The organism is Klebsiella sp. 54, assembly GCF_018223875.1.
Classification (GTDB): Bacteria; Pseudomonadota; Gammaproteobacteria; order Enterobacterales; family Enterobacteriaceae; genus Klebsiella; species Klebsiella quasipneumoniae.
Genome location: NZ_JAGRRA010000001.1, coordinates 278,082 through 302,203, shown reverse-complemented (window position 1 = coordinate 302,203; position 24,122 = coordinate 278,082). Strand labels below are relative to the sequence as shown.

At 58.2% G+C, this 24,122-nt stretch carries 19 protein-coding genes and 1 pseudogene; 5 read left to right on the top strand and 15 right to left on the bottom strand.

The genetic code is table 11. From position 1 onward, the window contains the following. Positions 1-9 precede the first annotated feature (9 nt). Genes KHQ24_RS01340 through glpE form a run of 3 tightly spaced genes read right to left on the bottom strand, consistent with a single transcriptional unit; the run spans position 10 to position 2,028 of the window. On the bottom strand, positions 10-768 hold the full coding sequence (locus KHQ24_RS01340) for a DeoR/GlpR family transcriptional regulator (RefSeq protein ID WP_002920548.1): 759 nt from the start codon (positions 766-768) through the stop codon (positions 10-12). A 49-nt stretch (positions 769-817) separates the two neighbouring features. After that, positions 818-1,648 carry a rhomboid family intramembrane serine protease GlpG gene (gene glpG, locus KHQ24_RS01335; protein ID WP_017899968.1) on the bottom strand — a complete coding sequence of 277 codons (831 nt, stop codon included), beginning with the start codon at positions 1,646-1,648 and terminating at the stop codon, positions 818-820. Between the two features lie 50 nt (positions 1,649-1,698). Then, entirely contained in the window at positions 1,699-2,028 is a 330-nt protein-coding gene (glpE, locus tag KHQ24_RS01330) for a thiosulfate sulfurtransferase GlpE (protein WP_004202138.1), read from the bottom strand. 204 nt (positions 2,029-2,232) lie between these two features. Here glpE and glpD point away from each other — a divergent pair, with 204 nt between their 5' ends. Then, positions 2,233-3,741: a glycerol-3-phosphate dehydrogenase gene (gene glpD, locus KHQ24_RS01325; RefSeq protein WP_004202136.1), complete on the top strand. Its 1,509-nt coding sequence runs from the start codon at positions 2,233-2,235 to the stop codon at positions 3,739-3,741. 89 nt (positions 3,742-3,830) lie between these two features. On the opposite strand, the gene glgP is transcribed toward glpD, so the two are convergent. The 6 genes from glgP to asd form a co-directional block, all read right to left on the bottom strand. Then, a complete protein-coding gene (gene glgP, locus KHQ24_RS01320; protein WP_004202135.1) occupies positions 3,831-6,278 on the bottom strand; it encodes a glycogen phosphorylase in 2,448 nt (815 codons plus the stop codon). A gap of 17 nt (positions 6,279-6,295) precedes the next feature. Next, a complete protein-coding gene (gene glgA, locus KHQ24_RS01315) occupies positions 6,296-7,729 on the bottom strand; it encodes a glycogen synthase GlgA (RefSeq protein ID WP_004202133.1) in 1,434 nt (477 codons plus the stop codon). Further along, positions 7,729-9,024 carry a glucose-1-phosphate adenylyltransferase gene (gene glgC / locus KHQ24_RS01310; RefSeq protein ID WP_002920566.1) on the bottom strand — a complete coding sequence of 432 codons (1,296 nt, stop codon included), beginning with the start codon at positions 9,022-9,024 and terminating at the stop codon, positions 7,729-7,731. Before glgC ends, glgA begins: the two co-directional genes overlap by 1 nt. Positions 9,025-9,103: 79 nt before the next feature. Continuing rightward, a complete protein-coding gene (gene glgX, locus KHQ24_RS01305; RefSeq protein ID WP_023319259.1) occupies positions 9,104-11,080 on the bottom strand; it encodes a glycogen debranching protein GlgX in 1,977 nt (658 codons plus the stop codon). Continuing rightward, positions 11,077-13,263, bottom strand: coding sequence for a 1,4-alpha-glucan branching enzyme (glgB, locus tag KHQ24_RS01300; protein WP_017899970.1), 2,187 nt, complete (start codon positions 13,261-13,263; stop codon positions 11,077-11,079). The genes glgX and glgB overlap by 4 nt, the downstream gene beginning before the upstream one ends. Positions 13,264-13,500: 237 nt before the next feature. Next, on the bottom strand, positions 13,501-14,607 hold the full coding sequence (gene asd / locus KHQ24_RS01295) for an aspartate-semialdehyde dehydrogenase (protein ID WP_049093784.1): 1,107 nt from the start codon (positions 14,605-14,607) through the stop codon (positions 13,501-13,503). A 103-nt stretch (positions 14,608-14,710) separates the two neighbouring features. Here asd and KHQ24_RS01290 point away from each other — a divergent pair. Beyond that, positions 14,711-15,073, top strand: a pseudogene (locus KHQ24_RS01290) (hypothetical protein). On the opposite strand, the gene gntU reads toward KHQ24_RS01290, so the two are convergent. From gntU to KHQ24_RS01265, 5 genes are all read right to left on the bottom strand, one after another. Beyond that, entirely contained in the window at positions 15,070-16,410 is a 1,341-nt protein-coding gene (gene gntU / locus KHQ24_RS01285) for a gluconate transporter (protein ID WP_004202127.1), read from the bottom strand. The pseudogene KHQ24_RS01290 and the gene gntU overlap by 4 nt on opposite strands. Next, on the bottom strand, positions 16,410-16,940 hold the full coding sequence (gntK, locus tag KHQ24_RS01280) for a gluconokinase (protein ID WP_004202126.1): 531 nt from the start codon (positions 16,938-16,940) through the stop codon (positions 16,410-16,412). The genes gntU and gntK overlap by 1 nt, the downstream gene beginning before the upstream one ends. Positions 16,941-17,120: 180 nt before the next feature. Continuing rightward, positions 17,121-18,116, bottom strand: coding sequence for a gluconate operon transcriptional repressor GntR (gene gntR, locus KHQ24_RS01275; protein ID WP_002920777.1), 996 nt, complete (start codon positions 18,114-18,116; stop codon positions 17,121-17,123). Positions 18,117-18,355: 239 nt separating this feature from the next. Next, entirely contained in the window at positions 18,356-19,051 is a 696-nt protein-coding gene (locus KHQ24_RS01270; protein ID WP_002920779.1) for a pirin family protein, read from the bottom strand. Positions 19,052-19,172: 121 nt separating this feature from the next. Beyond that, complete coding sequence (locus tag KHQ24_RS01265) at positions 19,173-20,210, bottom strand: oxidoreductase (RefSeq protein WP_049004487.1); 1,038 nt, start codon at positions 20,208-20,210, stop codon at positions 19,173-19,175. Between the two features lie 264 nt (positions 20,211-20,474). Between KHQ24_RS01265 and KHQ24_RS01260 the strand changes: the two genes are divergently transcribed. Both KHQ24_RS01260 and yhhY read left to right on the top strand, forming a co-directional pair. Further along, on the top strand, positions 20,475-21,116 hold the full coding sequence (locus KHQ24_RS01260) for a bactofilin family protein (protein ID WP_069603521.1): 642 nt from the start codon (positions 20,475-20,477) through the stop codon (positions 21,114-21,116). 239 nt (positions 21,117-21,355) lie between these two features. Next, a complete protein-coding gene (yhhY, locus tag KHQ24_RS01255) occupies positions 21,356-21,832 on the top strand; it encodes an N-acetyltransferase (protein WP_074195325.1) in 477 nt (158 codons plus the stop codon). Positions 21,833-21,921: 89 nt separating this feature from the next. Here yhhY and ggt read toward each other — a convergent pair whose 3' ends face one another. Further along, entirely contained in the window at positions 21,922-23,667 is a 1,746-nt protein-coding gene (gene ggt, locus KHQ24_RS01250) for a gamma-glutamyltransferase (RefSeq protein WP_023319264.1), read from the bottom strand. Positions 23,668-23,790: 123 nt separating this feature from the next. Here ggt and KHQ24_RS01245 point away from each other — a divergent pair, with 123 nt between their 5' ends. Then, positions 23,791-24,111 (top strand): DUF2756 family protein, encoded by a 321-nt coding sequence (locus KHQ24_RS01245; protein WP_004202118.1) that lies wholly within the window; start codon positions 23,791-23,793, stop codon positions 24,109-24,111. Positions 24,112-24,122 lie beyond the last annotated feature (11 nt).

The window sequence follows — 24,122 nt, the reverse complement described above, 5'->3', positions numbered from 1 at the left end:
CGTTGCCGTTTAGCACAGCTCGAGCTGGAGGTTGTTATCGGTAATGACCTTCAGCACGCCCGCCGGGGGCAGCACGTCGGTATAGACCGCATCGACCATGCTGATGCTTCCCATGTTGACCATCGCGTTACGGCCAAACTTAGTATGGTCCACCACCAGCATCACGTGGCGTGAATTCTCAATGATCGCGCGCTTGGTGCGCACTTCATGATAATCAAACTCCAGCAGCGAGCCATCGCTGTCGACGCCGCTGATGCCGAGAATGCCGAAGTCGAGACGGAACTGCGAGATAAAATCGAGGGTAGCTTCTCCGATGATCCCGCCGTCGCGGCTGCGCAGTTCGCCGCCGGCAAGAATAATGCGGAAGTCCTCTTTCACCATCAGCGTGTTGGCGACGTTAAGGTTATTGGTCACAATCCGCAGATCGTTGTGATCGAGCAGGGCGTGCGCCACCGCTTCCGGCGTGGTGCCGATATCGATAAACAGCGTCGCCCCGTCCGGGATCTCGCTGGCCACCCGCCGGGCGATACGCTCTTTCTCCGCCGTCTGGGTCGCTTTGCGATCGTGCCAGGAGGTGTTCACCGAGCTGGAGGGCAGCGCCGCGCCGCCGTGGTGGCGGAGGATCATTTTCTGTTCGGCTAAATCGTTCAGGTCGCGGCGGATGGTCTGCGGGCTGACCGCAAACTGCTCAACCAGCTCTTCCGTGCTGACGTAACCCTGTTTTTTTACCAGCTCGATAATGGCGTCATGACGTTGTGTTTGTTTCATGAAATATCCCTGGAAAAATGTCGCCTACCCGACCCCTGTCGGTAAGTCTTTATGCGCGTTTTCGCCCATGCAAGGTATCGACAAACGCCATCGCCAGACCGGTCGCCAGACCAGCCACGTGCGCGCCGTTGGCGATCGCCATGCCGAAAACATCAAACCAGCCAGCAATTAACCACACTAAAGAGAAGAGTATTAACCCGCGCTGCAGATAAATACCGCTCTGCGGATCGCGCTCGCCCCGCAGCCAGACATAGCCCATCAGCGCGTAGACCACGCCCGACAGGCCGCCAAACCACGGGCCGCTAAACTGGTGCTGCACAAAGCCGCTCAGTAGGGCGCTGATGACGGTGATCACCACCAGCTTGCCGCTGCCGATGCGCTTTTCCACCGCGCCGCCGAGATACCACCACCATAGCAGGTTGAAGAGAATATGCATCAGCGAGAAATGCATGAAAGCATGGCTGAAATAGCGCCAGGCTTCGAACTGCAGCGAAGGATCGTAGGGCCAGGCCAGCCAAATCATCACCGGCTGATCGCCCACCAGATTTTGCAGGATGAACACCGCGATGCAGATTAGCAGAATCGCCCAGGTGAACGGGCCGGCGTTATGCCGCAGCGTGGCAAAGAAAGGAAAGCGCTGATAGCGCAACCCGCTATTGGTCTGTCCGGACTGCCAGCTCGCCGCCAGATAGCGCGGGTCCGCCGGGTTTTCGAGAAAACGCGCCAGCTCAGCCCTGACGCGCCCGGCCTGGCTCTCATCAGCCAACCAGACGTCGCTCTGGGTGTGCTGCTGGATAGTCAGGATAATCCCCTGCGTCGCCATATAATCGACAAACGCCTGGGCCACGCGCGGGTTGGCAAAAGAGGTAATCATTAACATGCAGCGAATCGCTTATTCCACACAAAGGGAGATAGTATACCTGCCAGTCGTTAAAACGTCCCGTGCGCCACTTCCGCCGGGAAATGGCGATGCCAGGCGTCGAACCCGCCGTCAACGCTGTAGACCTTATCAAACCCCTGCTGCAGCAGATATTGCGCGGCGCCCTTGCTGCTGTTGCCGTGATAGCACATCACCATCACCGCCGTGTCAAAGTCGTGGTCACGCATAAACGCGCCCAGCGTATCGTTGGTCAGATGAAACGCGCCCGGCGTATGGCCCATCGCATAGCTTTGCGGATCGCGGATATCGACCAAAACCGCCGTCTGCTGATGCAGTTTCTGGTGCGCTTCTTCAACGTTGATACATTCAAACTGTTCCATGGTTCTCTTCTCTTACTCGTCATGACGGGCGATGGCCGGCCCAATTTTACCCTGTAGTGTACCGTCAGGCGGTAAAGAAACGCCAATATGTTACACCCATCACTCCAAAATGTTTTTTTGATGTTACCAAAAGCGCGTTTGTTTGCTATAGTGAGCGATATCGAGCATTTGTGAGCTTAAACGAAAGTGTGAGAGGGTAAGAACGTGGAAACCAAAGATCTGATTGTGATAGGCGGAGGCATCAACGGTGCCGGTATCGCGGCAGATGCCGCCGGGCGTGGTTTATCCGTACTGATGCTGGAAGCGCGCGATCTCGCCTGCGCCACCTCCAGCGCCAGTTCCAAACTGATCCACGGCGGGCTACGCTACCTCGAACACTATGAGTTCCGCCTGGTCAGCGAAGCGCTGGCCGAACGCGAAGTGCTGTTAAAAATGGCCCCGCATATCGCCTTCCCGATGCGCTTTCGTCTCCCGCATCGCCCGCATCTGCGTCCGGCATGGATGATCCGTATCGGCTTATTTATGTACGATCATCTGGGCAAACGCACCAGCCTGCCGGGATCCACCGGCTTGCGTTTTGGCGCAGAGTCGGTACTTAAGCCGGAAATTGTGCGCGGTTTCGAATATTCCGACTGCTGGGTCGACGATGCCCGCCTGGTGCTGGCCAACGCGCAGATGGTCGTCCGCAAAGGCGGCGAAGTACGCACCCGCACTCGCGCCATCTCGGCAAAACGAGAGAATGGCCTGTGGGTGGTGGAAGCGGAAGATATTGATAGCGGCGAGAAGTTTACCTGGAAGGCGCGCGGTCTGGTTAATGCCACCGGTCCATGGGTCAAACAGTTCTTCGACGAAGGGATGCATCTGCGCTCGCCTTACGGTATCCGCCTGATTAAGGGCAGCCACATCGTGGTGCCGCGGGTACATACCCAGAAGCAGGCCTACATTCTGCAAAACGAAGATAAACGTATTGTGTTTGTTATCCCGTGGATGGATGAGTTCTCCATCATCGGCACGACGGACGTCGAGTATAAGGGCGATCCGAAAGCGGTGGCCATTGATGATAAAGAGATTAACTACCTGCTGAACGTCTATAACGCGCACTTTAAAAAGACCCTCAGCCGGGACGATATCGTCTGGACCTACTCCGGCGTCCGTCCGCTGTGCGACGACGAGTCGGATTCGCCGCAGGCGATCACCCGCGACTACACGCTGGATATTCACGATGAGAACGGCCAGGCGCCGCTGCTCTCCGTCTTCGGCGGGAAGCTGACCACCTATCGCAAACTGGCCGAGCACGCGCTGGAAAAACTGACCCCGTATTACAAAGGGATCGGCCCGGCATGGACCAAAACCGCGGTGCTCCCCGGCGGCGATATCGGCGGCGACCGCGACGACTACGCGGCAAAACTGCGCCGTCGCTTCCCGTTCATCAGCGAATCACTGGCCCGCCATTATGCCCGCACCTACGGGAGCAACAGCGAGTGGATCCTGAAGGAAGCCAGCGCCCTGAGCGATCTGGGAGAAGATTTTGGCCATGAGTTTTATGAAGCCGAGCTGAAGTATCTGGTTGAGCATGAATGGGTGCGCAGCCTGGATGACGCCATCTGGCGCCGTACCAAACAGGGCATGTGGCTGAATGGCGAGCAGCAGGCGCGCATCAGCGAATGGCTGGCGCAGCATGCGGGAAAGTCTGAGCTGTCGTTAGCGTCGTAACGCTGCCCGGCGGAAACGCCTGAGGCCAGGTTCAACCGCAATAATGAAACAACGGGGCCAAATGGCCCCGATGTGTTGCGTTGACTGGCTTACAGCCTTACCGGGTCGATATGCCAGATATATTTCGCGTACTCCTGGATCGTCCGGTCGGAAGAGAAGTAGCCCATGTTGGCAATATTCAGCATCGCCTTATAGGCCCACTCTTCCGGATGTTGATACAGCTCGTCGACGCGATCCTGGCAGTCCACATAGCTGCGATAGTCCGCCAGCACCTGGTAGTGGTCGCCAAAGTTAATCAGCGAATCCAGCAGGTCGCGGTAGCGCCCCGGTTCCGACGGGCTGAAAACGCCGGTACCGATCTGCGTCAGCGCCTGGTGAAGCTCTTCATCCTGCTCGTAGTATTCGCGCGGTTTATAGCCGCTGCGACGCAGCTCCTCCACCTCTTCCGCGGTGTTACCGAAGATAAAGATATTCTCTTCGCCCACGTGCTCCTGCATCTCCACGTTCGCCCCGTCGAGGGTGCCGATAGTCAGCGCGCCGTTAAGGGCAAACTTCATATTACTGGTGCCGGAAGCTTCCGTGCCTGCGAGGGAGATCTGTTCCGACAGGTCTGCTGCCGGAATGATCAGCTGCGCCAGGCTGACGCTGTAGTTGGGGATAAAGACCACCTTCAGCTTGTCGCCAATCTGCGGATCGTTATTGATCACCGCTGCCACATCGTTGATCAGGTGAATAATATGCTTGGCCATGTAGTAGGCTGAAGCCGCCTTACCGGCGAAAATATTCACCCGCGGCACCCACTCGGCCTGCGGATCGGCTTTGATCCGGTTATAGCGGGTAATAACGTGCAGCACATTCATCAGCTGGCGTTTGTACTCGTGAATGCGTTTTATCTGCACATCAAACAGCGCCTTCGGATTCACCACCACATTGAGCTGCTGCGCAATATAGCTGGCCAGCCGCTGTTTGTTTTCCAGTTTAGCCTGACGCACTGCCTGGTTGACCGTCGGATAGTCGATATGCTGCTTCAGCTCGTCAAGCTGGCTCAGATCGGTCCGCCAGGTGCGGCCGATATGCTCATCCAGCACTTTCGACAGCGGCGGGTTGGCCAGCGCCAGCCAGCGGCGCGGCGTGACGCCGTTGGTCACGTTGGTAAAGCGCATCGGGAAAATTTTAGCGAATTCGGCAAACAGCGACTCCACCATCAACCGGGAATGGAGCTCCGACACCCCATTGACCTTGTGGCTGACCACCACCGCCAGCCAGGCCATCCGCACGCGACGGCCGTTGGACTCGTCAATGATCGAGGTACGGCTGAGCAGCGCGGTATCGTTGGGATACTGCTCCTGCAGAGTCTTGAGAAAGTAGTCGTTAATCTCAAAGATAATCTGCAGATGGCGCGGGAGAATTTTACCCAGCATATCCACCGGCCAGGTCTCGAGCGCTTCGCTCATCAGGGTATGGTTAGTATAGGAGAAGACCTGGCAGGTCACCTCGAACGCCTCGTCCCAGCTGAATTTATGCTCATCGATAAGCAGGCGCATCAGCTCCGGTATCGATAGCACCGGGTGGGTATCATTCAGGTGAATGGCAATCTTGTCCGCCAGGTTGTCATAGGTCTTATGCAACATGTAATGGCGGCTCAGGATATCCTGCACCGTGGCCGAGACGAGGAAATACTCCTGGCGCAGGCGCAGCTCGCGGCCGGAGTAGGTTGAGTCGTCCGGATAGAGCACGCGGGAGACGTTTTCGGAGTGGTTCTTATCCTCTACCGCGGCGAAATAGTCACCCTGGTTGAACTTACCGAGGTTTATTTCGCTACTGGCCTGTGCGCTCCACAGACGCAGCGTGTTGGTGGCGTCAGTGTCAAAGCCGGGGATAATCTGGTCGTAGGCTTCAGCGATGATCTCTTCCGTCTCAATCCAACGGGTTTTCTTCCCCTCCTGCTGAATGCGGCCGCCGAAGCGCACTTTATAGCGGGTATTGTGGCGCTCAAACTCCCACGGGTTACCGTACTCCAGCCAATAGTCAGGGGACTCTTTTTGCCGGCCATCGACGATATTCTGTTTAAACATCCCGTAGTCGTAGCGGATCCCATAGCCGCGTCCCGGCAGGCCTAGCGCCGCCAGGGAGTCAAGGAAGCAGGCCGCCAGGCGGCCCAGACCGCCGTTGCCAAGCCCGGGGTCGTTCTCTTCATCGATCAGCTCTTCGAGATCGAGCCCCATCTCCGCCAGCGCGCTGCTCACATCGTCATAGATGCCGAGCGACAGCAGGGCATTCGAGAGGGTACGGCCGATCAGGAACTCCATCGACAGATAGTATACCTGGCGCACTTCCTGCGAGAGCTGCGCGCGGTTGGAGCGCAACCAGCGCTCCACCATGCGATCGCGAACGGCAAACAGCGTGGCGTTAAGCCATTCATGCTTGTTGGCGATGGCCGGATCTTTGCCGATGATAAACATCAGCTTATAGGCAATAGAATGCTTTAACGCCTCAACGCTCAGCGTCGGTGATGCATAGCTAAAGGGTACATTCATAACAATGACTCCAGTGGTTACATCAAGCGTTGATAAAGTTCGCGATAGGAGTTCGCGGCAACCTGCCAGCTAAAATCCATATTCATCGCCTGACGCTGCACATAGCGCCAGAGCGATGGGCGCGACCAGAGGACAAAGGCGCGACGAATAGCGCGCAGCAATGACAGCGCATTGCTGTCCTCAAAGACAAAACCTGTCGCCAGACCATCGGCAAGGTTCTCCAGCGAACTGTCTGAGACCGTGTCCGCCAGACCGCCGGTGCGGCGCACCAGCGGCAGCGTACCGTACTTCAGACCGTACAGCTGGGTCAGGCCGCAGGGTTCAAAGCGGCTCGGGACCAGAATGACGTCGGCGCCCCCCATAATGCGGTGGGAGAAGGCCTCATGGTAGCCAATCTGCACGCCCACTTTGCCTGGATGTTCGGCGGCGGCGGCGAGGAACCCTTCCTGCAGCACCGGATCGCCGGCGCCCAGCAGCGCCAGCTGGCCGCCCTGCTCAAGCAGGCCCGGCAGCGCTTCGAGCACCAGATCCAGCCCTTTCTGGCTGGTGAGACGGCTGACGACAGCAAACAGCGGCGCTTTATCATCGACCTTCAGGCCCATGGCGATCTGCAGCTGACGCTTGTTCTCCGCCTTCTCCTCCAGCGTGTCGCGATCGTAGCGCATCGGCAGCAGGAGGTCGTTTTGCGGGCTCCAGATACCGTCGTCAACGCCGTTGAGAATTCCCGACAGCCGTCCTTCATGATGGCGCTGACGCAGCAGCCCCTCCATGCCGTAGGCGTACTGCGGCTCGGTGATCTCGCGCGCGTAGGTCGGGCTCACCGCCGTAATATGATCGGCGTAGTAAAGACCGGCCTTCAGAAACGAGATCTGGCCGTTAAACTCGAGGCCATGCATGTTGTAAAACGACCACGGCAGTTCGATATCATTCATATGCCAGGAGTAAAACATCCCCTGGTACGCCAGGTTATGCACGGTAAAGACCGATTTAGCCGGGCGGCCGCGCGCCGCCAGGTAGGCCGGCGTCAGGCCGGCGTGCCAGTCGTGGGCATGGACCACATCCGGTCGCCAGAATGGATCCAGTCCGCTGGCCATTTCGCTTCCCACCCAGCCCAGTAGCGCAAAGCGCAGAACGTTGTCGGTATAAGCGTGCTGGTTGGTATCGTGGTAAGGGCTCCCCGGCCGGTCATAGAGATGCGGGGCGTCTATCAGATAGATCCCCACGCCGTTAAAGTGGCCGTACAGCAGCGTGATCCGCCCGGCGAACGTATCCCGGCGGGTCACCACCTGGGCATCCACCACGCCGCGGCGGATATCAGGAAACGCCGGCAACAGCACACGCGTATCGATACCCTCCGCGATTTGCGCCGCCGGCAGCGCGCCGATGACGTCCGCCAGACCGCCCGTCTTTAACAGCGGGAACATCTCAGAACATACATGTAAGACCTGCATTAGCGCTCCTGTTTGTGCCCCAATTTCCGCAGCATGTCGCGGGTCACCAGCACGATACCTTCCTCTGAGCGATAGAAGCGGCGTGCATCCTCTTCCGCGTTCTCACCAATCACCATACCTTCCGGGATGACGCAGGCGCGGTCAATCACGCAGCGACGCAGGCGGCATGAGCGCCCCACCCAGACATCTGGCAACAAGACTGCCGAATCAATGTTACAGAATGAGTTCACCCGCACGCGCGGGAACAGCACCGACTGCACCACCACCGACCCGGAGATAATGCACCCCCCGGAAACCAGCGAGTTCAGGGTCATGCCGTGGCTACCGGAGCGGTCCTGCACGAACTTCGCCGGCGGCAGCGATTCCATATGGGTACGGATCGGCCAGTTCTGGTCGTACATATCCAGCTCCGGCGTGACTGACGCCAGATCGAGGTTGGCCTTCCAGTAGGCTTCCAGCGTCCCCACGTCGCGCCAGTACGGCTCGGCGTTCGGGTCGGACTGCACGCAGGAGAGCGGGAAAGGATGTGCATAAGCCATGCCAGCTTCAGTGATCTTCGGAATGATGTCTTTGCCGAAATCATGGCTGGAGTTCTCGTTGCGATCGTCTTCTTCCAGCAGCTCATAAAGATAGGCGGCGTCAAAGACATAAATGCCCATGCTGGCCAGCGATTTGGTCGGGTCGGTCGGCATCGCCGGCGGGTTGGCGGGTTTCTCGACAAACTCAATGATCTTTTCGTTTTCGTCGACCGCCATGACGCCGAAGGCGGATGCCTCTTCAATGGGCACCGGCATGCAGGCCACGGTGCAACGCGCCCCTTTTTCGACATGGTCGATCAGCATGCGCGAGTAGTCCTGCTTATAAATATGGTCGCCCGCGAGGATCACCACGTACTCGGCCTTGTAGCGGCTGATGATATCCAGGTTCTGCGTCACCGCATCCGCCGTGCCGCGATACCAGTTTTCGCCGTGTACGCGCTGTTGAGCCGGCAGCAGATCGACAAACTCGTTCATCTCTTCGCTGAAGAAAGACCAGCCGCGCTGGATGTGCTGCACCAGCGTATGCGACTGATACTGGGTAATAACGCCGATGCGGCGGATCCCTGAGTTAATGCAGTTAGATAATGCGAAATCGATAATACGGAACTTGCCGCCGAAGTGAACGGCAGGTTTCGCACGCTTAATGGTGAGATCCTTAAGCCGGGTGCCACGGCCGCCCGCGAGGATCAACGCCACGGATTTGATGGGTAATTGACGCGCCAGCATCAGCGGATCGTTTTTTTCAAGCCTAACCATGATTAACTCCTTTTTACACCCCCGCTTTCCTGCTCATCCCGCCGCGCCGCCGCCACGGGTTTACCGGAAGCTTCAGGGCTTACGACCTTTGAAATACGCACACTCCGTGCGCGGGCCCATGCCAGACAGCCATGATGACCGGATTATCCTCTCCGGCGAATGGAGGAACGGCGCGCCATTCCCCCTCGGGTAAAACCATATCGACCACCTCTGCGGTGGCGTTCAGCGTGAGCAGCCAGCGATCCGACAACTGGATTTGCATACACGCTGCCCCCTGCTGCCACTCCCCGGCAGTCAGCGGCTGGGCATTGCGATTAAGCCAACGGACGCTACCATCCCCCTCCTGCCACCAGCGGTTGCGGGTGAGCGCCGGAATGCGCCGGCGCAGGTGGATCAGCGCCGCGGTAAAGGCGGTTAATCCCGGGTTCGCCTGGCGCCAGTCCAGCCACGTCAGGGCATTGTCCTGGCAGTAAGCATTATTGTTGCCGTGCTGGCTGTGGCCTTGCTCATCGCCCGCCAGCAGCATCGGCGTCCCCTGAGCCAGCAGCAGCGTCGTCAGCAGCGCATGCACGCTGGCGCGTCGCCGTTCAATCACCGCAAAATTAGCTTCTAATCCTTCTATACCATGATTGTTGCTGTAGTTATTGTTAGTCCCATCGCGATTCTCCTCCCCGTTTGCCTCATTGTGTTTCTGATTGAAACAAACGCAGTCGCGCAGCGTGAAGCCATCGTGGGCCGTCACCAGGTTGACCGTCGCCGATGGCGGCTTGCCATCACGGGCAAAGAGATCGCTGGAGGCCGCGAAGCGTTGCGCGAAATCCCCCAGGGAGACGTTTTGCTGCAGCCAGAAGCGGCGGGCGCTATCGCGAAAATGGTCGTTCCACTCGGCGAACAGCGGGGGAAAATTGCCCACCTGGTAGCCCCCCGGGCCGATATCCCAGGGTTCGGCGATCAGTTTCACCTGCGACAGCACGCTGTCGTGGCGGATAGCCTCGAACAGTGGCGCATCCTGGCGGAATTCCGGTGTCCGCCCCATCACTGAGGCGAGATCGAAGCGAAAACCGTCGACATGGCACTCATCCACCCAGAAGCGCAAACACTGGCGCGCCAGTTCCACTACCCCCGGGTGGCTGAGATTGAGCGTATTCCCGCACCCGGTCCAGTTGTGATAATCACCATCTTCCCTTACCCAATAATAGCTACGGTTGTCGATTCCGCGCAGGGAGACGGTGGGACCTTCAAGATCGATTTCCGCGCTATGGTTGAGCACGATATCCAGTATCACTTCGATACCGGCGGCGTGCAGCGCCTTAACCGCATCGCGAAACTCATCCAGGGCGCGCGTCGGGTCGCTGGCATAGCGCGGATCCAGCGCGAACCATGCCAGCGGGTTGTAGCCCCAGTAGTTGCTCAACCCCATCCGCTGCAGTCGCGGCTCGCTGGCGAACTGCGCCACCGGCAACAGCTCAAGGGCGCTAATGCCCAGCGATTTGAAGTAAGCGATCATTACCGGGTGGCCCAGCGCCTTATAAGTTCCGCGAATGGCTTCCGGCAGCTGCGGATTAAGCAGGGTGAGCCCTTTCACGTGCGCTTCATAAATCACCGTTTCCCCCCACGGGGTACGCGGCGGTTGATCGCCCAGCCAGTCGTAATGCAGATCCACGACCTGCGATTTTGGCGCTATCGCGGCGCTGTCGCGATGATCCGGCTGCCACATTCCGCCGTGCAGGCGTTCGTCGTCCGGCAGCTCGCCTTCCACCCGGTGCGCGCAGGGATCGAGCAGCAGCTTGGCCGGGTTAAAGCGGTGTCCCTGCGCCGGATCCCAGGGACCATGCACCCGGTAGCCGTAACGCAGGCCCGGCCCGACGGCAGCCAGCCAGCCGTGCCAGATGTCGCCGCTGCGCGCCGGGAGATCGAAGCGTTGCTCGTTGCCCTGCTCGTCGAACACGCACAGCTCCACCCGCTCCGCGTGGGCGGAGAAGAGGGCGAAGTTCACCCCTTTGCCGTCATAGCTGGCGCCCAACGGCGCAGGTTTGCCTGCCGCGAGGTTGGTCATTGCGCCTCCCGGACCAGCCAGATCGTCGCCAGCGGCGGCAGGGTCAGGGACAGCGAATGTTCGCGACCGTGGCTGGGGATAGCATCGCTTTCCACCACGCCGCCGTTGCCCTGGTTGCTGCCGTGATAGTGCATTGAGTCGGTATTCAACGCCTCGCGCCAGCGGCCCGGCTGGTTGATGCCGAAGCGGTAGTCATGGCGCGGTACCGGCGTGAAGTTGCTGGCGACGATAATCTCGTTCCCGGCCCGGTCGCGGCGCACAAAGACAAACACCGAGCGCTCATGGTCGTCGACCACCAGCCATTCGAAGCCGTACGGGTCGAAATCCAGCTCGTGCAGCGCCTTATGGTGGCGATAGGTATGGTTCAGGTCGCGCACCAGCCGCTGAACGCCGTGGTGCCAGTTGTCGCCGCCCTCCAGCAGATGCCAGTCGAGGCTGCCGTCGTGGTTCCACTCGCGGCCCTGAGCGAACTCATTGCCCATAAACAGCAGCTTTTTCCCCGGGAAGGCGAACAGCCAGCCGTAGTAGGCGCGCAGGTTAGCGAACTTCTGCCAGGCATCCCCCGGCATGCGGTCGAGAATCGATTTTTTGCCGTGCACCACTTCATCGTGGGAGAGCGGCAGCACAAAGTTCTCGGTGTAGTTGTAGAGCATGCCGAAGGTCATTTTGTCGTGATGGTAGCGGCGATGCACCGGATCGAGCTTCATGTAATCCAGGGTGTCATGCATCCAGCCGAGGTTCCATTTGAACCAGAAACCGAGGCCGCCGCCGGCTGGCGGACGGGTTACCCCGGCGAAATCGGTGGACTCTTCCGCCATGGTGACCGCGCCCGGCGTCTGTTCGCCAAGGATGCGGTTGGTGTTGCGCAGAAACTCAATGGCTTCCAGATTTTCCCGGCCGCCGTATTCGTTAGGGATCCACTCCCCCGCCTTGCGGCTGTAGTCGCGATAGATCATCGAGGCCACCGCGTCGACGCGCAGCGCATCGATGCCGAAGCGTTCGATCCAGTACAGCGCGTTACCCACCAGGTAGTTGCTGACTTCCCGACGTCCGTAGTTGTAGATCAGGGTATTCCAGTCCTGGTGATATCCCTCGCGCGGATCGCTGTGCTCATACAGCGAAGTGCCGTCAAACGAGGCAAGGGCAAAATCATCCGCCGGAAAGTGGCCGGGCACCCAGTCAAGAATGACGTTCAGCCCGGCGGCGTGCGCGGCGTTGATAAAGTAACGGAAATCGTCACGAGTGCCGAAACGGCGGGTCGGTGCATAGAGGCCGGTAGGTTGATAGCCCCAGCTGCCGTCGAACGGGTGTTCGTTAACCGGCAGCAGCTCGAGATGGGTGAAGCCCATCCATTTCGCGTAGGGGACCAGCTGGTCGGCCAGCTCGCGGTAGCTCAGCCAGAAATTATTGTCGGTATGGCGGCGCCAGGAGCCGAGATGCACTTCATAGATAGAGATCGGGGCATCAAACTGGTTCGCCGCTCTGCGGTCCGCCGGCTGTTCCACTTTGGGCGGCAAGTCGCAGATAAGCGAGGCGCTTTCCGGACGCATTTGCGACTCAAAGGCATAAGGATCGGCTTTGACCCGCAGGTGGCCGTGGGCGTCAATCAGTTCGAATTTATACAGCTGGCCATTGTGCGCGCCGGGAACGAACAGCTCCCAGATCCCGGACTCTTTGCGGAATCGCATCGGGTGGCGTCGGCCGTCCCAGTAGTTAAACTGCCCCACCACCGAGACGCGGCGGGCGTTCGGCGCCCACACCGAGAAACGGGTGCCGGTAACGCCATCCATGGTGGCGGCATGCGCGCCCAGCGTTTCGTAAGGGCGCAGGTGGGTCCCTTCCGACAGCAGCCAGACGTCAAGATCCTGCAGCAGCGGACCAAAGCGATAAGGGTCATCAATCAGATTCTGCTGTCCGTGCCAGGTGACGGCCAGCTGATAGCGAAAGGCGTTTTTACGCCGCGGCAGAACGCCGCTGAAAAAACCACGCGAGTCGAGGCATTCGAGCTTGCCGACTTTGCGTCCGGTTTTTGGTTCAATAACCCACACATCGGTGGCATCGGGTAATAATGCGCGCACTTCCAGCCCGGCGTCGGTACGGTGCATGCCGAGCACGGAAAAAGGGTCCGCGAAATGACCGGCGATTAGCGCATTAATCACGTCTCTATCGATATGATTAGACATGCTTTCATCCTGTTGTAAGTGTCGCTCATTCCTGTAACTGGCGACTTTTTTGACCTGAACGGCGCAGCGCTTTTTGCATCCTTCTGCTCCGTCCCACCTTCAGGTAAGGAATTCCTTACTTAAAGCATAGCCAAGGCTGAGTTACCTCCGTGGGGAAAAATCTAACATCCGCGTTTACTCCTTGTATTACGCAAAAAAAAAGGGGGCTCGAAGACCCCCTTTCTGTTCATCCTGCGCTTACGCCAGCTGGCGAAGCATCCGGCGCAGCGGCTCGGCGGCGCCCCACAGCAGCTGGTCGCCAACGGTAAAGGCCGACAGGTATTCCGGTCCCATATTCAGTTTACGCAGGCGTCCGACAGGGGTGGTCAGGGTGCCAGTCACCGCGGCTGGGGTCAGCTCGCGCATGGTAATGTCGCGATCGTTCGGTACCACTTTGGCCCACGGGTTGTGCGCGGCCAGTAGCTCCTCAACGGTCGGGATAGAGACATCTTTTTTCAGCTTGATGGTGAACGCCTGGCTGTGGCAGCGCAGCGCGCCAACGCGGACGCACAGGCCGTCTACAGGGATAACGGACGAGGTGGCGAGGATCTTGTTGGTCTCCGCCTGGCCTTTCCACTCTTCGCGGCTCTGGCCGTTATCCAGTTGTTTGTCGATCCACGGGATCAGGCTGCCCGCCAGCGGAACGCCGAAGTTATCCACCGGCAGCTCGCCGCTGCGGGTCAGCGACGTCACTTTGCGCTCGATATCCAGAATGGCGGAAGCCGGGTCCGCCAGCTCTGTCGCGACGTGGTTGTGCAGCTGGCCCATCTGGCTCAGCAGTTCGCGCATATGACGCGCGCCGCCGCCGGAGGCCGCCTGGTATGTCGCCACGCTGACCCACTCCACCAGATCCTGGGCAAACAGGCCGCCGAGGGACATCAGCATCAGGCTGACGGTACAGTTGCCACCGACAAAGGTTTTTACGCCGTTGTTCAGGCCGGCGGTGATCACGTCCTGGTTAACCGGGTCGAGGATAATGATCGCATCGTCCTTCATGCGCAGCGAAGAGGCCGCGTCAATCCAGTAACCCTGCCAGCCGCTTTCGCGCAGCTTCGGGTAAATCTCGTTGGTGTAATCGCCGCCCTGGCACGTGACAATAATGTCCAGTGCCTTCAGCGCGTCCAGATCGAACGCATCCTGAAGCGTGCCACCGGTGCTACCGCCGAATGACGGCGCTGGCTGTCCCAGCTGGGAGGTAGAGAAGAACACCGGGCGAATGGCGTCGAAATCGCGCTCTTCAACCATGCGTTGCATGAGAACAGAGCCGACCATTCCGCGCCAGCCGATAAAACCAACATTTTTCATAACGTATTCCTGCGAGGTGTGTGCTGTTTGTGCCTGACCAGTTTCCAACTGGATTATCCCTCACCTTACAAAATGCAGCTAAAGTCGCAAGTGAAATTAATCAATGATTGCTGAACAATCAGAAAAGCAACTTATCCTGCGCATTGTCCACCGTCGCTGGTAGTCGTCAAAAGCGCAATGATTATCGGGGAAATCACCCAGGGAATGGAACATTTTCCGTTGCGATTTTATTGATCCTGATTATGGATTAAGCACGAAATCGGCTGATTTTCCCCTTGCCAAAAAGAAGCAACAAACCCAGGTGCAGCAAGGCTTGCCGAAGGATACGAGTATCGTCGTAGCGCTAATAAGGGCGAGGAGCCGGAAGAGAAAAGAGGGAAAAAGCGCGGCTTATTGCCGGGAAGCCAGGGTAAACGGCGTTACCCTGGCTTTTGGCCTCCCGCGAGCGGGTGACGAACAGACTTAGCTCAGAAGCTGGAAGGCAATCATGCCGACAATCGCCCCGGTGGTGCCGAGGATGGTTTCCATCATCGTCCAGGTTTTCAGCGTCTGGGCTTCGGTGGCGCCGGTAAATTTACCGAACAACCAGAAGCCGGCGTCGTTCACGTGGCTCACCACAATCGAGCCTCCGGCGATACAGATAGATAATGCCGCCATCTGCGCGCCGCTGTAGTTCAGCTGCTCAATCACCGGCATCACCAGGCCGACAGCCGTCAGGCACGCCACGGTGGCAGATCCCTGGATGATACGCACCGCCGCCGCCAGCACGAAGCAGGTAATGGCGATCGGCAGCCCCATGCCGGTCAGCGCTTCACCAAGCGCCGGGCCGACGCCGGAGTCAACCAGCACCTGCTTGAAGACGCCGCCAGCCCCGATCACCAGCAGGATAATTCCCGCCGGCTGCAGCGCATGGCCGCAGATCTCCATTACCCGGTCTTTCGCCATCCCCTGACGTACCGCCAGGCCGTAGATCGCCACCAGGCAGGCCACCAGGATCGCGGTGAACGGGTGACCGATAAATTCGAACCATTCGTAAGCGGTAGACCCCACCGGCACAAAGCGCGCGGCGATGGTTTTCAGGCCTACCAGCACCAGCGGTAGCAGGATCAGCGACAGGCTGAAGCCGAAGGAGGGCATTTTGCCTTCGCCGAGATGCGGCTCGGTCACGTCGTCAGGAATATGCAGCTCAACGTAGCGGCTGATGAAGTTGCCCCACAGCGGCCCGGCGATAATCATCCCCGGAATTGCCGCGCACAGGCCAATCAGGATCATCCAGCCAAAGTCGGCGTGCATTTGCGACGCCAGCAGCATCGGCGCCGGTCCCGGCAGCAGGAACGCTGCGGCGGCGGCCACCCCGGCAAACAGCGGGATCACCAGCTTCACGAGGTTAGTGCCGGTATGGCGCGCCATCGAGAAGGCGACGCTGATCAGTAGTACGATCGCCACTTCGAAAAACAGCGGCAGCGCGCAGATGAGGCCGGCGAGACCAATCGCATAGTGCGCGCGATTGTGGCCGAAGGATTTGAGCATCTTGACGGCAATCTGATCGACCGCCCCCGTTTCATGCAGGATCTTACCGAACATCGCGCCCAGCGCGACGACGATCGCCAGGAAGCCCAGCGTACCGCCCATCCCCTTCTCCATCGTCGCCGCGATTTTATCCAGCGGCATGCCGGAGAAGAGACCTGCACCAATAGAAACCACCATCAAAGCCACGAAGGCGTGCATCCGCGCCTTCATGACTAAAAACAGCAGCAGCAATACCGAGCCGACAGCTGTTAAAACAAGCGTTAAAGTACTCACTAGTGACTGCCTTTGTTGATCACCTCAATGGTGCTGGCCACCACGCCTTCCAGCGGCTGGTCGATATCGACGATAAGCACATCGCTCTCGTCGGCGCCTGGTTCCTGCAGCGTTTCAAACTGCGTCACCAACATTTGGGTTTTGAAGAAGTGCCCTTTACGCGCCTTCAGACGGTTTTCGATCACCTCGAAGTCGCCTTTCAGGTAGATGAAGGAGAGGTTCGGGTTGCCCTTGCGCAGAATGTCGCGATAGCTCTTCTTCAGCGCCGAGCAGACGATCAGCGACACCTTATTGGTACGCTGCATGGCAAACGCGGCGTCATTTAACGCCTGCAGCCACGGGGTACGGTCGTCATCGTTGAGCGGCTCACCGGAAGCCATCTTGGTGATATTGCTGCGCGGATGCAGAAAGTCGCCGTCGAGAAACGCGGCATGCAGCTGATGCGCCACTTCGCTGGCGACAGCGGATTTTCCGCTGCCGGAAACGCCCATCAGAACGTAGACGTGGTGATCATGATTAGTCGTGCTCAAAGCATCCTCCCACCGGACAGGTACGCCGCGCCGTGGCTGACTCATTGAGCGCGAAGGCGGCATATCGGTTAATTGTTACGGGTAACTGTTATCGGTAACATTGTCATGCCGGACCTGTGGAGAAGCAATATCCATTCGTGCCAGATGTGAATATGTGTGATCTACTTCAAACTTGTCAGTTTAAATTGATCCGCCCGGTGACAATGTGAAACCTAAATCTAACATCTTAGGGGTAATCGCTTCGCCACGAATGCGCGCCAGCAGACGTTCGGCGCCGATGCGCCCCATCCGCTCACGCGGAGTCAGGACGCTGGCCAGCCGCGGCTCCATCACCTGGCCGATATCGTGGCCGTGGAAACCGGCAATTGCCATATCATCGGGGATCTTCAGCCCCAGGCGCTGGCACTCAAAGGCCGCGCCGACCGCGAGGTCATCGTTGGTGCAAAAGATGCCGTCAAGCTGCGGGTATTCGCGACGCGCCTGGCGCATCAGCTCAATCCCGGATGAATAGGACGAGGACTGCTCCACCATCACGCTGTAGGGCGTCATGCCGGCGTCGAGCATCGCCTGCTCGTACCCCTTCTGTTTGATGATAGTACGTTCATCAAGACGCGCCCCCAGATAGGCGACGTGGCGGTGGCCGCGGGCGATGATCGCCGCGGTCATCTGCCGGGCAGCTTCAAAGTTATCAAACCCGACCGCAATATCGAGGCATGGCGACCGGCTGTCCATCAGCTCCACCACCGGAATGCCGGCGACTTCAATCATCTTCAGGGTGCGGGGCGTATGGGTGCGTTCGGTGAGGATCAGGCCGTCAATGTTCCAGGAGAGCATTGATTCGAGGCGTTTCTCTTCCATTTCCGGCTTGTAGCCGTAGTGCGCCAGCATGGTTTGATAGCCGAAGGCGTCGGTGACGCTTTCAATACCGCGCAGCACTTCCGAGAACACCTGGTTGGTTAACGATGGCAGCAGCACGCCAATCGCGCGGCTGGTGGCGTTGGAGAGAATGTCAGGGGCGCGATTGGGAATATAACCCAGTTCATCGAGAGCAACGGCAATCTTGCCACGCAGCGCTTCGGAGACCTGCTCCGGGTTGCGTAAATAGCGACTGACCGTCATTTTGGTCACGCCGACAAGATCGGCTACATCCTGAAGTACGGGTCTTTTCTTTTTCATCGTCCTGACTGTGATCAACGGGGAAACATTTTCTCAGTTTATCACGGACAAAGCGCAACCTTCCCTCATGTTAGGGAAGGTTGCGCAATTTATTTATACCCATCATAGTTCAAGTTGCATGCGCGTTGGCTTTCCTCGCTCACCCCAGTCACTTACTTATGTAAGCTCCTGGGGATTCGCTGCGTCGCCGCCTTCCTGCAACTCGCATTATTTTGGGTATAGACTACCTCAGATAACTATCAAACCGGCGGCAGATCGAACAGCAGGATTTCGCTATCGCTGTCGGCATGAACCGAAATCGCCTGCTCATCCCAGATGGCCAGACCATCGCTGGTGGTAGCTTTGGTACCGTTGATGGTCACTTCGCCTTTGACGACCTGGATCCAGACGCGGCGTTCCGCAGCAATCTGGTGAACCGACTGCTCATCTTTCAGCAGCGCCCAGCGATACAGTTCCATATCCTGGTACACCTTCAGCGAGCCATCTCGCGCATCCGGCGACAGCACCAGCTGTTTGCCCTGGGCGGCGTCGAAGCGGCGCTGCTCGTAGCGCGGGGTAATGCCGGTTTCTTCCGGAATAATCCAGATCTGGTACAGACGCAGACGATCGGTTTTGCTCGGATTGTACTCAGAGTGACGCACCCCGGTACCCGCGCTCATGATCTGAAACTCGCCCGCCGGCACCTGCTCTTTGTTGCCCATGCTGTCCTGGTGCTCCACCGCCCCTTCCAGCACATAGGTCAGGATCTCCATGTCTTTGTGCGGGTGGGTACCGAAGCCCTGACCGGCGTCGATGACATCATCGTTAATCACCCGCAGGGCGGAGAAGCCCATAAAGTTCGGGTCGTAATAGTTTGCGAAAGAGAAAGTATGCCAGGAATCCAGCCAGCCATGGTTAGCATGGCCACGTTCGTTCGCTTTGCGTAAGTAGATCATGTTGCACCCCCATATGTTTTCGATGGAGTCAGTGTGGACCCATTTCGCCAACGATCATAGAGGGTGAAAATTGACTCCTCTGTTCAAAAAATATGAACAAGCGCAGAGGAGCCGATTGGGCTTATTTCACCAGGGTAATAGTGGCCGGTGATGGCTGCTCAAAGCCGCGCTGCAGGATCTCCATATTGGTAAGAACGTCAGATTCCTTGACGTAATTTGGCTGGCCGTTGACGAGGGTATCGTACAGCGCGTCGTATACCCGGCCATAGTCGCCGCTCTCCAGCGGGACCGCTTCGCGCACTGTCTCCCCCGCGTCGTTGACATACACCAGCTCGCCGACGCTGTCATCCGCGCCAAAGCCCGGCTCGCCCGGCATGATATTGGCTTTCAGACTGGTTTCCTGCTGGTCGATACCATATTTCACAAACGAGCCTTTATGGCCGTGGACGATGAATTTCGGGTAGTCGATCTGCACCAGATGGCTGGTCTTAACGATAGCCTTCAGATCGCCGTAGAACAGCTGGGCCTCAAAGGTATCGTCCGGGTTAGCTTTGTTGCGCAGCGAGCGCAGATCGTAAGCAACATGGTCCGGGCGGCCGAACAGCGAAATAATCTGGTCCAGGGTATGTACGCCAAGGCCATAGAACTCGCCGTTTTGCGGACCGCCAGGGTTGGTCTCCGCCAGCGGGCGGTAGTTGTCAAAATGGCTTTCGATCTCCACCAGTTCGCCAAGCTTGCCGCTCTCAATCACCTTCTTGGTGGTCAGGAAGCAGGAATCGAAGCGGCGGTTCTGGTAGGGCGTCACCGTCAGGCCTTTGCTGTTCGCCAGCGCAAACAGGGTTTTGGCTTCCTCCAGCGTCGGGGTGAACGGCTTTTCCACCAGCACATTTTTCCCCGCCTCCAGCGCCTTTTTCGCATATTCAAAATGGCTGTCGGCATGGGTGCAGACCACCACCAGCCTGACCTGCGGGTCGTTTAATACTTCATCGAGATCGCTGGTGAAATGGATGTGGGAATACTGCGGCGCCTGCTCTTCGGGCTTCGCCCGACGGCGGTAGATGTGCGCCACCTGCCAGCGGTCCTGGCGGTGTAATACGTAAGGAAGATGGTAGCGGGTGGTGCTTTTGCCGAAGCCAATAAATGCGCAGTGCAGAGTCATAACGCTGTCCTTAGTGAATGAGCTACCTTCAACCATAGCGCAAGCCGGGACATGACTTCATCCTCTCAGTCCGTTTTCCGTGAAGATTCGTCAAAAAAATAGGTCTCGTACCATCCATACGTAATTATTAATAACTCATTGATTAACAACAGATTAAATCGACATTTTTCGGTTAAATATCTTGATCTCAATGGCGAAACTGCGGATAAGTGGAGGGCAAACCAGGACGTTGCTGATGACTAACGGAGTAGCCAGCCGCTACGGATGGACAAACAGTATCTCGCCTTAAACGGCGCCCTTTTTTTCTGGCTTCTCGCGCTGATCGCCTGGTCTGTCGATGCGATCGTGCCGGCGCGCCTGGCGGCCGCCTGCGCGCTGGTCGCCTTCCTCCTCCATAGCCAACGGAACAAGATTAACCCAATGTTTATTAAGAAAAATAAAACGGAACCCCAGACTTCAGAAGTGGTCACGCCTCCGGCAAATAACCCAGAATCCCCAACGGTCGCCAGTAAAAAACAAGAGACCACGGTCATCGCCAGCGGGGTGCATTTCGTTGGCAATATTGTCGCCAGCGGCCATGTCTACATTCACGGCCAGCTTACCGGGAACATTGAGGCTAAAGAACATCTGATTAAGGTGATGCGTGAAGGCCAGGTGGAGGGCAACATCAGCTGCCGGGAGCTGATTATTGACGGCAAGGTGCAGGGCCAGTGTCGCGGCGACAGTATCACCATTGAGGAGCATGGCAATTTGGATGGCACCCTCACCTATCGCTCGCTGGCGATTAAAAAGGGCGGCCTGTTCACCGGCAGCGCCGAGGTGCTGGCCGCGGCGGAAAGCAAAAGTCATCTCATCGGCCTGGTTGCGGAAGACGGCGTGACGTCCGCCAGGCCGCAAAGCGCCTGAGATTGCAGCAAAAAAAAAGCCAGCACCCGGCTGGCTAAAGTAATACTGGAAGCAATGTGAGCAATGTCGTGCTTTCAGGCTTTCCGCAGGGGTCTTCCTGAATGCAGGACAATAATAATCATTCTCATTCGCACTTGTCTATCTTTTTTTGCAAAAAACAACATTGACTCCCCGGCTGCCGTCAGAGATGGTGAAGGGGAATCAACCACCAAAAAGAGGATAAGGGAATGAGTGACATAGTGATACGCCATGCCGAACCGCGCGATGCTGAACCTTTACGTATGCTGATGGCGCACCCGGAGGTCTATCATGACACGCTACAGATCCCTTACCCCGCCATGGAAGCCTGGCAGGAGAAGCTACAGCCCAAACCCCATACCTTCCATCTGGTAGCGACGCTGGACGATCGGGTTACCGGGCATCTGTCGCTCCATGTCGAGCCGCGCCCTCGCCGCAGCCACGTTGCGACCTTTGGTATGGCGGTTTCAGCAGGCCATCAGGGCCGCGGTATCGGCAGCGCCCTGATGCGCGAGATGATCGACCTGTGCGATAACTGGCTGCGCGTTGACCGCATCGAGTTGACGGTGTTCGCCGATAACGAGCCAGCGATTGCGGCGTACAAAAAACACGGTTTTGAGATCGAAGGCACCGGCAAGCGTTACGCGCTGCGCAACGGTGAGTATGTGGATGCGTATTATATGGCGAGAATGAAGTAGCTTATTGCCGGGTGGCGGCTTCGCCTTACCCGGCCTACGTTCGTGCCGTGGTTGGCCCGGTAAGCGCAACAGCGCCACCGGGCAACATATCAATACCCCGCCGTTAAATCATCCGGCGAACGCGGATCGGAGGCACCATACAGCATCCCGTCCGGCCCCACCATAATGCTCTGGGTACTGCCCATCGCCTCTTTCAGCGCCACTTTCTGCCCCTTCGCCTCCAGCAGCTTCAGGGTATCCGGGCTAAAGCCTTTCTCCACCCGCAGCTCATCCGGCAGCCATTGATGGTGAAAACGCGGGGCGTTGGTGGCTTCTGCGACGTTCATCCCGAAATCGATGGTATTGACCACCATCTGCAGTACGGTGGTGATGATCCGGCTGCCCCCGGGACTGCCCGTCACCAGCCAGGTTTTGCCGTCTTTCACCACAATGGTCGGCGACATCGACGACAGCGGGCGTTTTTTCGGCTCCACCGCATTGGCGTCGCCGCCCACCAGGCCATAGACGTTAGGCACGCCGGGCTTCGCCGAGAAATCATCCATCTGGTTATTCAGCAGAATGCCGGAGTCGCCGGCCACAATGCCGGTACCGAAGGTGGTATTCAGCGTATAGGTCACCGCCACCGCATTGCCCTCTTTATCCACCACCGAGAAATGGGTGGTCTGGTTGCTTTCATAGGGCGCCAGTTTGCCCGGGCGGATCTGGCTGGAAGGCTTCGCCTTATTGACGTCGATCTCAGCGGCGATCGCTTTGGCGTAGGCTTTGCTGGTCAGCGCCTGCCACGGCACTTTGACGAAGTCAGGATCGCCGAGATATTCAGAGCGGTCGGCATAGGCGTGTTTCTCCGCCTCCGCCATCACCTGCATGGTGTCGGCGCTGCCAAAGCCATATTTCTGCAGATCGAAGTTTTCGAGGATATTGAGGATCTGCACGATGTGGATCCCGCCGGAAGACGGCGGCGGCATGGAATAAACCTCATACCCGCGATATTCGCCGCTAATCGGCGTGCGCTCCACCGCCTTATAGTTAGCGAGGTCGGCTTTGGTGATAAGCCCGCCGTGCTTTTTCATCTCCTCAGCGATCTGGTCGGCGATGGCGCCTTTATAGAAGGCATCCGGACCGTGCTCGGCAATCAGCTCGAGGCTTTTCCCCAGGTTCTTCTGTACCAGCCGGTCGCCCTTCTTTAGCGGCTCGCCGTTCTTCCAGAAGATCGCTTTGCTGTTTTCGTGCTGCGGGATCACTTCGCTGCCGTAGGTCTTCAGATCGTCCGCCAACGCATCGTTAACGATAAAGCCCTCTTCCGCCAGCTTAATCGCCGGGCGGATCACTTTGTTCAGCGGCATGGTGCCGTATTTTTCCAGGGCAAGAGAGAAACCGGCGACGCTGCCTGGCGTGCCGGAGGCGAGATGCGAGGTGAGCGATTTTTTACTGTCCGGGTTACCCTGATCGTCAAGGAACATGTCGCGGGTGGCCTGCTCCGGCGCCATTTCGCGGAAATCGATGGCCGTGGTCTTGCCGTCTTTCGTACGCAGCAGCATAAAACCGCCGCCGCCGATATTCCCGGCCTGCGGATGGGTGACCGCCAGCGCGTAGCCGACCGCCACCGCCGCATCGACGGCGTTGCCGCCCTGGCGCAGAATGTCCACACCGACGCGGGTGGCCAGGGCATCCACCGAGGCCACCATCCCCTGTCGGGCGCGAACCGGGTGGAACACATCCTCCTCTACGCCATAAGAGACCGGCGGCGGCGGTGGCGGACTGGCGGCAACGGTAAAACTCCCGCCCGCCAGCAACGCAGCGATGACCACCTGACGCCAGATTGTTGTTTTTATCATTGTCTTACTCCTGATAGGTAGGTTTCATTCCCCGCTTAAGCCTGGTTGATAACTCCTAAAAAATCATTGTTATGGCGGATTCGAGGTACACTTAAGTGATCCCACGCACGGGAGGAGAAAACCATGAAAGCGATGTTATTTCTGGCGGCGCTGATGCCGCTCGGCGTTTTAGCCCAGCCAATCAATATTGATAACAACCCCAATCAGCCGGGTTACGTGGTCCCCAGCCAGCAGCGCATGCAAAATGAGATGAAGGTGCAGCAACAGCAGCAGCAGAGCATGCTGAAGCAGAATCTGAACAATCAGACTCGCTCCCAGCAGCAGCATCTGCAAAACCAGCTGCAGACCAATCAGCAGCGTGCCGCACAGGGCGGGAATATCAATCCGCCGCAGCAGGTACTGCCGAACAATAATGGAGGGATGCTGCGGCAGACCAACCCGTAAAGGCCAGCCGC